General features: G+C 40.2%; 8 protein-coding genes. All 8 read left to right on the top strand.

The window, feature by feature from the left end:
• Positions 1 to 4 precede the first annotated feature (4 nt).
• Complete coding sequence (gene treC, locus HBA50_RS07150; RefSeq protein ID WP_045499123.1) at positions 5 to 1636, top strand: alpha,alpha-phosphotrehalase; 1632 nt, start codon at positions 5 to 7, stop codon at positions 1634 to 1636.
• A gap of 371 nt (positions 1637 to 2007) precedes the next feature.
• On the top strand, positions 2008 to 2805 hold the full coding sequence (gene pflA / locus HBA50_RS07145; RefSeq protein ID WP_005590787.1) for a pyruvate formate-lyase-activating protein: 798 nt from the start codon (positions 2008 to 2010) through the stop codon (positions 2803 to 2805).
• 503 nt (positions 2806 to 3308) lie between these two features.
• Positions 3309 to 4532 carry a glycosyltransferase gene (locus tag HBA50_RS07135; protein ID WP_005590786.1) on the top strand — a complete coding sequence of 408 codons (1224 nt, stop codon included), beginning with the start codon at positions 3309 to 3311 and terminating at the stop codon, positions 4530 to 4532.
• A gap of 272 nt (positions 4533 to 4804) precedes the next feature.
• Positions 4805 to 5959, top strand: coding sequence for an accessory Sec system protein translocase subunit SecY2 (locus HBA50_RS07130; RefSeq protein WP_235285267.1), 1155 nt, complete (start codon positions 4805 to 4807; stop codon positions 5957 to 5959).
• A 6-nt stretch (positions 5960 to 5965) separates the two neighbouring features.
• Positions 5966 to 7567, top strand: a complete 1602-nt coding sequence (gene asp1 / locus HBA50_RS07125; protein ID WP_045499129.1) for an accessory Sec system protein Asp1 — start codon at positions 5966 to 5968, stop codon at positions 7565 to 7567.
• The gene (gene asp2, locus HBA50_RS07120; RefSeq protein WP_005590783.1) at positions 7554 to 9113 is read left to right on the top strand and encodes an accessory Sec system protein Asp2; all 1560 of its coding nucleotides are present in this window, start codon (positions 7554 to 7556) and stop codon (positions 9111 to 9113) included. Before asp1 ends, asp2 begins: the two co-directional genes overlap by 14 nt.
• Positions 9110 to 10144 carry an accessory Sec system protein Asp3 gene (gene asp3, locus HBA50_RS07115; protein ID WP_045499132.1) on the top strand — a complete coding sequence of 345 codons (1035 nt, stop codon included), beginning with the start codon at positions 9110 to 9112 and terminating at the stop codon, positions 10142 to 10144. Before asp2 ends, asp3 begins: the two co-directional genes overlap by 4 nt.
• Complete coding sequence (gene secA2, locus HBA50_RS07110) at positions 10134 to 12521, top strand: accessory Sec system translocase SecA2 (protein ID WP_045499135.1); 2388 nt, start codon at positions 10134 to 10136, stop codon at positions 12519 to 12521. The genes asp3 and secA2 overlap by 11 nt, the downstream gene beginning before the upstream one ends.
• Positions 12522 to 12553 lie beyond the last annotated feature (32 nt).

The raw sequence follows: 12553 nt of genomic DNA, 5'->3' as shown, positions 1-12553 counted from the left end.
AGATATGACACTTGATAAAACAAAGGTTGTCTACCAAATTTATCCAAAATCTTTTAAAGACACGACTGGCAATGGTTTGGGAGACTTCCGCGGTATCATTGAAAAAATCCCTTACCTGAAAGAGCTGGGAGTGGACATGATCTGGCTCAATCCTTTCTATCCGAGTCCGCAGAGGGACAACGGTTACGATATTTCTGACTACACTGCAGTTGATCCTATCTTTGGAGATATGGCAGATTTTGAAGAGATGATCAAGGTCGGCCAGCAGCATGGTATTGACTTCATGCTGGACATGGTTCTCAATCATTGCTCGATTGAACATGAGTGGTTTCAAAAGGCACTGGCTGGGGATTCCTACTATCAGGACTTCTTTATCCTGCGAGATGAGCCGACGGATTGGCTGTCCAAGTTTGGCGGCAGTGCCTGGGCGCCATTTGGCGATACGGGTAAATATTATATGCATCTTTATGATGTGACTCAAGCTGATCTTAACTGGCGCAATCTCAATGTTCGTCAAGAGCTGTTTAAAGTGGTGAATTTTTGGCGGGACAAGGGCGTCAAAGGCTTCCGCTTTGATGTCATCAATGTCATCGGAAAAGATGAGGTGCTGTTGGACTGTCCAGAGCAGGAGGGCAAGCCGGCCTATACCGATAAGCCAATTGTGCATGACTATCTGCGTATGATGAATGAAGCGACCTTTGGGCAGGACGATTCCTTTATGACGGTTGGCGAAATGAGCGCTACGACGATCGAAAATTGCATTCTTTACACCGCACCAGACCGGCAGGAGCTATCTATGGCCTTTAATTTCCATCATCTCAAGGTGGACTATGAAGCTGGACAGAAGTGGACTCTTAAGGCCTTTGACTTTGAAGAGTTAAAACGCCTCTTCCATACTTGGGGCAAGGAAATGAGTGATCATGATGGCTGGTCGGCTCTCTTTTGGAACAACCATGATCAGCCGCGAGCTCTCAACCGCTTTGTTGATGTACAGAATTTCCGCAATGAAGGGGCAACCATGCTGGCAGCCAGTATTCATCTGTCGCGCGGGACGCCTTATATCTACATGGGTGAGGAGATTGGCATGGTGGACCCTGACTATGACTCCATGGAAGATTATATGGATGTCGAGTCTCTCAATGCTTACCAGAGTCTGCTTGCTGAAGGTCAATCGCCAGAAGCAGCCTTCAGGATCATCAAGGTTAAGTCTCGTGACAATTCTCGGACGCCTATGCAGTGGGATGATTCAGTCAATGCAGGTTTTACAACAGGAACTCCATGGCTGAAGGCGGGCAAATCCTATCCTCTCATCAATGTGGAAAATGAAATCAAGGGCCCGATCTTTACCTTTTATCAGAAATTGATTGCCCTGCGTAAGGAACTACCTATCATCGCAGAGGGCAGCTATCAGCCAGCCTATGAGGACAGTCCTCAGGTCTATGCCTTTGAGCGGGAGTGGCAAGGACAAAAACTTTTAGTCCTTAACAACTTCTATGCTGACCCGATTACCTTGGACATCCTACCAGACTATCAAAATGGCCAGGTGCTGATTTCGAATTACGAGGAGACAGCAGTAGCAGCGACCATGACCTTGAAACCCTATGAAACGTTAGCTATTTTAGTAAATAATGACTAAAACCAGCTTAAGCTTCTTTTAAGTATGGTGCAGTATACTAGAAGCATCAAATGAAGACCTCTTAACTTTATTTGATAGAAGGAGTCCTTTAGTTTAACAGATGAGCAGCTGTTATAGCTATAGTTCCGCACCTTTTTTTCATAACAATCTCCGAAAAGGTCGCCCTCTAGGGCGGCTTTTTTTATGGAGAAAGCTGGAAACGTAGAGAGGCAATTTTAAGAAAAATGGGAGACTTTATCTGTTGTAACACAATGAAAATGAAACTGAAAAACAGTTTATTTTCTAAAAAATAGGCAGAATCTATCTATTTTCACTCGAATCGTGGTATAATGTAGTTATAGTAAAACGTTTTCAGGTACAAGAGGATTATTATGGTTGAAGAAGCGATTGATTATGGGAAAGTAACAGGAATGGTGCACTCTACAGAGAGTTTTGGGGCAGTGGATGGACCAGGTATCCGCTTCATCGTCTTTCTGCAGGGCTGTCATATGCGTTGTCAATATTGCCACAATCCAGATACTTGGGAGATGGAGACTAACAAGTCTCAACTGCGGACTGTGGATGATATCTTACAAGAAGCCCTTCGTTACAAAGGTTTCTGGGGCAATAAAGGTGGCATTACCGTCAGCGGGGGAGAAGCACTTCTGCAAATCGACTTTTTGATTGCCTTCTTTACCAAGGCCAAAGAGCTGGGGATTCATTGTACGCTGGATACTTGTGCTCTGCCTTTTAGAAATACGCCTCGTTATCTAGAAAAGTTTAATAAACTGATGGCGGTGACGGATTTGGTCTTGCTGGATATCAAGGAAATTAATGAAGCGCAGCATAGGATCGTGACTACCCAGACCAATAAAAACATCTTGGCCTGTGCAAAATATCTCTCAGATATTGGAAAGCCAGTGTGGATTCGTCACGTTCTGGTGCCAGGCTTAACCGACCGTGATGAGGACTTGATTGAGCTAGGTAAGTTTGTCAAAACACTCAAGAACGTTGATAAGTTTGAAATCTTACCTTACCATACTATGGGAGAGTTCAAGTGGCGGGAGCTGGGCATTCCTTATTCACTGGAAGGCGTGAAGCCACCGACTGCTGATCGGGTCAAAAATGCTAAGGAACTGATGCAAACGGAATCCTATACCGAATACATGAATCGGGTGCATAATAACTAAGTGATGTAAGTAGGGTAAGATGAGGCTGGGACAAAAGTCCTAGCCTCTCAATTGTCTTTGGATTGTCGAGCAAGACGCAGTGGTTGAGTGGGCTCTATTACGCTGATTTCATCAGCTTTTACAGCCCTACTCAACTGTGCGGAGGTGGAACGACGAAATCGAATTCTAACGAATTACCGATTTCTGTCCCACTCTCATTTTTCTCAATAAAATACCTGCTAATTCTTTGGGATGCCCTAATTTTATAAGATTTGATAGCATGAGAGCACACATTTAAGTACATTGCAGCTAGTGGCTGTCTGATTTTAAAAGGATAGATATACTAGAAGAGCTTATAGCAAACTTTCTTCTTTTTGCCTGATTAGCTTTCACCTCTATTTTAAGGCTAGAAAAGTTAGGTCTAGCTTTCAAGAAGGTGTTTGAATAAAGGCGGAATTTATGGTATAATTAAACTTAATAGCGATTTTTTTAGAGAATAGAATAAGCGTAGAAGGAGTAGTGTTTTGGAAAAGAAAAAAGCCATTGTGGTTTCGGGAGATTATGGGTATATCAGACAGATTGAAACGACCATAAAATCTCTTTGCTGTCATCATAAAAATCTAGATATTTATGTTTTCAATCAGGATATTCCTCAAGAATGGTTCTATTATACGCGTCGGAAGGTGGAAGCAGCTGGCAGTCAGTTGAACGATGTGAAATTGTTTAATGATCAGATTGACGATCAGGTGAAATCAAAATGGGAAGCTGGAACCTATGCTCACATCAACTACATGGCTTATGGGCGCTATTTTATACCGAATTACGTTGCAGCAGATAAAGTTTTATATTTAGATTGTGATATTGTTGTGACACGAAATCTGGACCATCTTTTTGAGATAGATCTGGAGGATTATTATGTAGCAACGACTCGCGCGACATATGGAGTAGGCTTTGGCTTTAATTCTGGAATGATGCTCATCAATAATAAGCGTTGGCGTGAAGAAAACATGGCTCAGCAATTGGTAGAGTTGACAGATAGAGAATTAGCCAATTTTACTGAAGGTGATCAGTCTATCTTGAATTTGATGTTTGAGGGCAAAAAACTTGATTTGGAAGATACTTACAATTTTCAAATCGGTTTTGACATGGGAGCTGCGCTAGATAAGCATGACTGGATTTTCGAAATTCCACTTTCTCCACTACCTGCTGTTTTGCATTATATTTCTGGTCAAAAACCATGGAACACTGTTTCCAACATGCGTCTGCGTGAAGTATGGTGGTTTTACAATTCTCTTGATTGGTCTACAATTATTGAGACAGATGAATTTGATGTCGAGAAAGCTATTAAACAGAGGGATGAAGGCTTTGCTCTCCACTGTGTAACCTTGACAAACTCAGATAGGCTAGAGGGAATTGAAGATTTGGTGAATGCATTACCAAACTGTCTATTTCATATTGCTGCCTATACACAGATGTCTGATAAGTTACTCAAACTGATGGCTTATGAAAATGTTCGTTTGCACCCTGCAATTTTGCCATATCCTTTGAGAGATTTACTTGCGAGCAGCGACATTTATCTTGATATCAATCACGATCAGAAATTCGATACTGTAATTAGGGAGTTTCAAGAGTCTGGTAAGCCTGTTTATGCCTTTGATAATGTTCAAACAGAAGGGGTTTCAGAGCAAGTATTCTCACATGAGAATTATCAGGAAATGGTGGAAAAAATTCGATCAGATTTTAATTAAATGACGAACTGCCCCACATTTTGTAATCGAAATAGAGAAAGCAAGTTGATTCCTTATCTATAATTCTATGGAATGGGCTTGCTTTCTTAAGTCTTTGGCTTAAAAGACAAGTTTATGTATGAAAAGAGGACTCTGGGCAAGTCCAAAATACAAATAAAGGATAATAAATGGAGCACTTTGGTCTTAAGAAAAAGAAGCATCAGAATATTTTTAGAAAGAGAATCCTCTTTACCCTGTTCATTATAGCTATTTATATATTAGGAAGACATATCTTGCTTCCGGGCTACAATGGCAGTATGGAAGCTTTTCGGATAAAGGAAGACAATCCCTTGGCCGCTTTGTATTTGCTGGCAGGAATTGATGTTTCTCAGATTTCAGTATTTTCTTTGGGCTTAGGACCTTGGATTACGACGATGATCGTATGGCAAGTCATGAACCTAAAGAAAAGCTGGAATATACAATCTTGGTCCCTTAAAAAAACGGATTTCTTTCAAAAAATCTTAACCTTGTTCTTTGCGATTGTGCAGGGACTGGCCATTATGTACACCGCTTATAGAGGAAATGGTCGCTTTCTACTTCTAGTGGATGATTGGCTCTATAATCTAGCAGTTTTACTCACAGTTGTGACAGGCAGTTTTATTATTATTTGGTTGTCAAGCCTTAATACTCGTAAAGGAGTGGGAGGGTCAACCATTATTATCATTTCAGGGATTTTACTCCAGTTTGCTGACCAATTAATAGTCTTGCTTGGGAAATCCTTGTCTTCTGTCCGAGGAGGAATGATGTTAGTTGTGGCTCTATTGGCCTATCTTCTCTTGACCTTTGTTGCTGTTGTGTGTGAGAAAGCCGAGATACGTCTGCCTCTCAATCGGATCATGTTAAGCAGTCGCTACTATGATAAATCTTATTTGCCAATTAAGTTCATTCCTTCTGGTGGAATGCCCATTATGTATGCAACAAGTGTCTTGATGTTGTTCCAATTATTACTAGACTGGACGGGGAAAGGATTTTCACTAAAATTTGGGAATTTGTTTGACTTTACAAAGCCCTTGGGTCTCCTTGTTTATCTAGTTGCGATTTACTTGTTGGGTATTTTGTTTGCCTATATCAATTTGGAACCGGAAGAGACAGCGAAACGCTTGCAGCGTCAGGGAGAATATTTTGACTATATTCAGCCTGGGAAAGAAACCTTAAAAGTGTTAAAACACTATATTTCTTTGCAATCAAATATAGGTGCTATCTATCTCATCATGTATGTCGGCCTGCCCTATTTTATTAATTTCTTCTTGCCTTTACCAAGTTTCTTTTTGACCTTGCCAAGCACACTAGTCATTTTGATTAGCATGCTCTTGCCCTTGCGTGAAGAAATACGAATCTTAAGAATCGGGACTTATTATCATAAAGAACTAGAAGTAAAAGGAGAATAGAGGGATATGTTTTACTTTGTACCTTCTTGGTATAAACAAGATCGAAAATGGTATTCTACTGCCCTACCTTTCTATCTGCAACCAAAAAATATGATGTTTGATGATGCCGTAAATTTATTGCGGATGTTTCAACAATCAGGAGAAGCCAACTCTGTCCTGATTTTGAATTATTCACCTCATATTCGGACTTTCTTTTATCAACAAAGACTTTCATCAGATGAAATGTGGAATCTATTTGATAGCATACAAGGTCTGACAGACGTGCCTGCACGAAAAATTCGTTTGGATGATTTGAAATGGCCTCAGGGAGCAGAAATCTTTTATACTCCTTTTATTGTAGATGTTCACGTTGATCACCTACCTCATGCTCAGATTAATTTTTCACAAATAGGTAATATTTTTGATATTACCTATTTTGAAAATAATCAGATAGATTATCAGCTTGTTTTTGATGACCGTGGCTTTGTCTCCAGTATTATCTATTTTGAGCATAATCAGCCATATTATCAGGACTATCTGAATGCACAAGGAATATGGCAATTCAGAGAATTTTTGACAGCTGATAACCAGCAGGTCATTATCAATCCTGAGGCACAGGGCACATTTGCTAAGGATGTCTATCAGAATATTGAAGAGCTTGTTAAAGAAAAGCTAGAGCAGCATTTGGCTTCTGTTTTAACCAAGGATGATTCGATTATTGTTTCAGCAGATGTGCAGCATAATCATTTTTTCCAACAGATTAAGAAGGATCATCTTGTTGTTTTGTCCTTCTTTGGCAATCGTTATCCAATTACGAATACAGAACAATTATTCTCTGATTTAAAAGATACTCCATTTTTTGTGGTAGATAGCTTAGATAAAATCGTGAAGATTGCAGAACAAGTGGGAGAAGTAGAAGAAGAGCAACTTCCTGCTTATTATGAGATTCCACCCTATGATACACAGTTGAATCTTGGGCATAGTCAGCGGAAAAAAGAGTTGATTATCTATGTCAATTTCGATACTTTACCAGAACATCATCTTCAATATGTCTTTACTTCCTTGTTTGATATGATGTTGCAACATGAGTGGATTGACTTATTGGTCGGGACGCAGAGTCAAGATTTTGGTCGAGAAGCTTCTATTCGACAGTTTCTTGAGGAATCTTTATCATCAACAAAGTATGCAGCAAAATTGCTCCTTGTTGACAAGGATAAGGCTGCTAAGAGTGGTGATCCACGCTTAGAAGATGATGATAGCCTCAGAGAGCGAATTGATACTGTGGTGATTCATAGTGATACCGATTTAGCAAAGGCTCTGAAGTATGTTCGCGTCATCTTGGATTTGGGAAGCCCAGCAGATATCCGAACTCAAATTGCAGGTATCAGCGGAGGGATTCCTCAAGTGAATTTGTATAATTCTTCCTATGTGAAGCATGGCGAAAATGGTTGGATCATGGCTGATATTTCTAACCTGAGAGAGGCACTCTTGTATTACCTCACAGATTTGGAACACTGGAATCAATCTTTGGTGCATTCGGTTAAGAGGATTGAGCTGTATACAAGGGGAGAAATTGTCGAAATGTGGAAAAATACGATAAAGGAATTAAAGCTAAATGAACAGAATTAGTGTCCTACAGATTGCCAATGAGAATTGGCAGCACCAATATGAGATTCCTAGTAATATCGCATGGACATTTGTTAAGCCAGAAGATATCATGTCTCTCTTGCCCGAAGATATTGGTATTTTAAAAAAGGATGGGAAGAAACCGAAGGCTGCTAAGCCCTATGATGTTGTATTGGTCGATACTGTTGAGCATTTTGAGTACATTACAGTATTGGATAGCTTAATTCAGGTTTATCGCTTGTTTTATCATGAGCGCTGTCAGATCACTACAAAAACTTTGGAAAGATTCCTTTTACGCAAAAGGGCCGTTCAGTCTACTTTTGAAGATCCAGCTCAGATGCTGTATCTATTTTCACGGGGCTTTTCTTCCAAGCAAAGTGGTACCAAGCTCAGTGTTAATCATCTAGCTGTCAATCCCTCCTTCTCAGGTCAGATTAACTATGAAGGAACTAACTATCTCCGTCTGTGTGGCCAATATGGTGAGGATTACCAAACTGTAGCAACCTATCAGTACAATATCTTTCTGAGCGCAGACGCCCCTTTGGATTTATGGCCAGAGTTCAGAAATTCTGAAGATTGCGCAATTCGTTATGTCATCAAGGGTTATCCAGTTGGCAATTCTCCCATGCAAGAATGGATTTATGATGAAGAATCTTTTGATAAGCCTCTCGTTTTGGATACCAGCGATTCTTATTACCTAAGCGTCAGTGTTCAAGTAAAGGGGCAAGGAATTGTGAAAATTGGACCATTCCACCATCGCCAGTCTCATTTGGGTTATGGGGACTTGTTGATTGGTGGAAATCGTGTTGTGGATAAAAATCGGGAGGAATTGATTTACTACTTCCATCCTGGTGATTTGAAGCCACCTCTCAATATTTATTTTTCTGGTTATCGTCCAGCTGAAGGATTTGAGGGATACTGGATGATGAACAATTTGGGAGCGCCTTTCTTGTTGATTGGAGATCCACGTTCTGAGGGTGGTGCTTTCTATCTCGGTTCAGAAGAGCTAGAGCAAAAGCTTGTTCAGGTCATTCATCACTGTTTAGATGAATTGGGCTTTACAAGAGACCAGTTGACCCTATCCGGACTATCAATGGGGACTTTTGGAGCCCTGTATTATGCTTCCAAGTTAGAGCCTCATGCAGTGATTGTCGGTAAGCCCTTAGTAAATTTAGGCGATATTGCAGAGAATGAATCCACGATTCGTCCTGGAGGTTTTCCTACTTCTTTAGATTTGGTGCTTCGTACAACAGGAGAATTATCAGAGGAAGGAACAGCTCAACTTAATGAGCACTTCTGGACATCGTTCAAAGAAGCTAATTTTTCAAGGACGAAATTTATTGTGTCTTATATGTATCATGATGACTACGATGGTACGGCCTACCCTGATATGCTAGAAGAGCTAGGAAAGCGAGCTTATCGCGTTAATGTCATTAGTAAAGGATTAACTGGACGACACAATGATGATACGCAAGGAATTGTCGAATGGTTCTTTAATCAATATAAAACTTTATTAGTGAATAGTTTTGAAAGGAAGTTTGATTCGTGATATACAAGGAAGAAATCTATTTTGCTTATTGGGATATGCAAAGTGTATCACAGTATCTATATGGATCGTCTGTGAAGCTGCTAGCAGATGGGCATGTCTTATATGAGAATCAGTTCATGCCGTCTGGTACAGTCATTCATGAATGGCATTCGCAGGCAAACTATCAGGCTTTACGAAATACAAGTCAGCTTCCTGAATTGAAGCGAGGAGAAAAATATATCTTTGGCAGCCATCTGGAGACTCTTCCTGAAAATTCGACCTACTTGAAGATTGAATTTATGAATGCACGTGATGAGGAGATTTTTAATCAAATCATTAAGCAGGGTGAGACAATGAGCGTTCGTGTTCCTAACAATACCCATCATTATAAAATTCAATTAGTGAGTTCAGGTTGCCATCGTTTCTTGTTTGAAAGCATCTATATTGCTGAAGAAGGTGTGGCAGATTATACTGTCGATCGCTATTGGATTTCGAAATTGTTGCATAAGGACGTCAATCAAGAGACGATTTACGTTTGCTTTACGGAGCCTGATTTTAATCGGACGGGTTACATTCCAGAAATTGTTCGGGAGCATTTTCCAAATTTGTTGGTAGTCAATTCTTCCTATAAAGACGCTCTTTTGTATATGGAAAAAGAGTTCTTCGAAATCTTACTTGGAACAATTGAAAAGCTGTCTCGAGAATATTCTTTTGAAAAGGTCGCTTTTGCTGGCTATGGGCCGATTTCAAATATCGCAGCCTTGCTTTACTCACAGCAATTTGAAAATGCCTATGCTTTAGTGACTGATGATTTCATGCCAGAATTGGATTATCAGCATGTTCTTGTTCGCTATCAAAATAGGGTAAATTATCCTTTATTTAGAGATTTGCTACTGGAACGCTTCAATTCAGCTAGAGTAAAAGAGTATGCCCATCTGAAAAATAGGCCACGGGTACTAACCAAAATTGATTATTTGTTGGATCAGTCCTTTTTGCTTCAAAAAATAGACTTGGAGAAAACGGAAGAGTGGATGAGAAAGAATGAAGCCTAAAAAATTACATTTAGCTAATTCCTTTAAACTAAGGCGTTATAAAAAAATCTTAGAAAAGATTAATCAGCTTTCTGACGATTATGCAGCCATGTCAGATGAAGAATTGCAGGCTAAAACTCAATGGTTTAAAAGCCGTCTTTCTAAGGGAGAAAGGCTGCAGGAAATTTTACCAGAAGCCTATGCCACCATTCGTGAAGCGGCTAAGCGCGTCTTGGGGCTCTACCCTTACGATGTACAAATCCTAGGTGCCTTAGTCATGCAAGACAATCAGATTGCCGAGATGAGGACGGGAGAGGGAAAAACACTAACAGCAATTCTGCCCTTGTACTTAAATGCTTTAACTGGAAACAGCACCATCTTGGTTACGGCCAATGAATATTTGGCGATACGCGATGCTAAACAAATGGCTCCTGTTTTTCATTACTTAGGAATGACAGTTGGGATTGGTGTTTCAGAAAATCCAGCTAAAAGATTGAAGGTTGCGCAAAAGCAGCGGATTTATCAAAGTGATATTGTGTATACAACACATAGTGCGCTGGGATTTGATTACCTTGAAGAAAATTTAGCGACCTCTCAAGCAAAGAAATTCTTGCCTAGGTTCTATTTCTGTTTAGTGGATGAGGTTGATGCAGCTCTCTTGGATAGTGCTCAGATGCCTCTGATTATATCAGGTTCTCCTCGGGTCCAGTCTAATCTGTTTCTTTCCTGCGATGAATTTGTTAAGACCTTGAAAGAAGAGGAAGATTTTAAGCTAGATTCGACTCGGACTTCAGTCTGGTTGACGAGAAAAGGTGTTAAGGAAGCAGAAGTATACTTCCGTGTACAAAATGCCTACGATCCAAATAACTACCAACTGATCCGCCAAATTAATTTGGCCTTAAGGGCCAATCATTTATTTGAAAAAGATCGTCAGTATACTGTAGAAAATGGCGAAGTTAAGCTGATGGATGAGGCAACAGGGCGAGTTTTAGAAGGGAATAAACTCCAATCTGGTTTGCACCAAGCCTTGGAAGCGAGAGAACGCGTGAAGATTTCCTTAGAAACACGTTCTATGGCCTCTATTACCTATCAAAATTTGTTCAAGATGTTTCCTAAATTGGCGGGGATGACGGGTACAGGGAAGGTCTGTGAAGATGAATTTCGTGAGGTGTATGACTTGGGAGTGGTCGTTGTACCAACTAGAAAGCCCAATCAACGGATTGATTATCCAGATGAGATCTATCTAACTATCCCTCAAAAACTTTATGCTTCTTTGGATTATATTAAAAAACTACATAAAAAAGGGCAGCCAGTTCTGATTGCGACAGGATCGGTAAGAATGTCAGAAATTTACTCCATGCTCCTGCTGCAGGAAGGAATTGCTCATAATGTGCTAAATGCCTACAATGCAGCAAAAGAAGCAGAGATGATTGCACAGGCTGGCCGGCGTTCTGCGGTAACCGTCGCAACTTCTATGGCTGGTCGTGGAACGGATATTATCCTAGAAGAAGGTGTTGCTAAATTAGGCGGACTGGCGGTTATTGGAACAGAGAGAATGTCCAGTGAACGAGTGGACTTGCAGCTTCGTGGTCGTGCAGGCCGTCAAGGCGCACCTGGACTAAGTAAATTCTTTGTTTCACTTGAAGATGATATTATTACAAAGACTGGCAGTAAGTGGATCAATGATTTTTATCAGAAAGAAGTCGCCAAGCCAGAGGAAAAACAGAAGGTTCATCTAAAATCTGTTCGTATTAAATATGAGGTGACAGAAGCTCAGAGAAACAGCGATAATGCGGCAGCTGCTTCAAGACGATCAACGGAGCAGTATGACGAAAGTATCCGAATTCAACGGCAAATCATTTATAACAAGCGTAATGACATTATTGCTCGTCCTGACTTTAAACTAGAATATTTTTTATCTGTTTTATCAGATGCTATGGACGCCTATATGAAGAAGCATCCATTTAAAGAGCAGGCCGATTTGTATCGATTTGTTTTGGATAATATTAGCTACTATTGTCAAGGCATTCCAAGAGATTTAGATGTGACAAACATTCGTCAAGTTAAGAAGTTCCTATCTAAGCTTTTCATTGAAGAATATCAGCGAAAACGCGATAGAATTGAGGATTCAGAACTGTTTGGGCAGCTTCAGCGCATCGCAGTGTTAAGAGCAGTGGATGATTGCTGGGTGGAGCAAGTTGACTATCTCCAACAATTTCAAACTTTAGTGGTTAGTCAAGGTTATGCGCAAAAGAATCCTGTATATGAGTTTCATAAAGAGGCTTTTGAGTCATATCAGAGAATGAATGCAGACATGAATCTTAAAATTATAAAAAATATGGCGCTTAGTTATGTCAATGTTCAGCCTACAGGGAAATTAGAGGTTTTCTTTGGCTAAAGTTTTGACAGATTGTGCTATAGACTTTATAA

The sequence above is a fragment of the Streptococcus cristatus ATCC 51100 genome (assembly GCF_011612585.1).
Lineage (GTDB): Bacteria > Bacillota > Bacilli > Lactobacillales > Streptococcaceae > Streptococcus > Streptococcus cristatus_H.
Note: the sequence above shows the minus strand (reverse complement) of the source record. Positions and strands in the feature narration are given on the sequence as shown.

Excerpts from the sequence above, each read along its gene's own strand:
- treC (WP_045499123.1), top strand. The coding sequence starts at position 5 with ATGACACTTGATAAAACAAAGGTTGTCTACCAAATTTATCCAAAATCT.
- pflA (WP_005590787.1), top strand. The coding sequence starts at position 2,008 with ATGGTTGAAGAAGCGATTGATTATGGGAAAGTAACAGGAATGGTGCAC.
- asp1 (WP_045499129.1), top strand. The coding sequence starts at position 5,966 with ATGTTTTACTTTGTACCTTCTTGGTATAAACAAGATCGAAAATGGTAT.
- asp2 (WP_005590783.1), top strand. The coding sequence starts at position 7,554 with ATGAACAGAATTAGTGTCCTACAGATTGCCAATGAGAATTGGCAGCAC.
- secA2 (WP_045499135.1), top strand. The coding sequence starts at position 10,134 with ATGAAGCCTAAAAAATTACATTTAGCTAATTCCTTTAAACTAAGGCGT.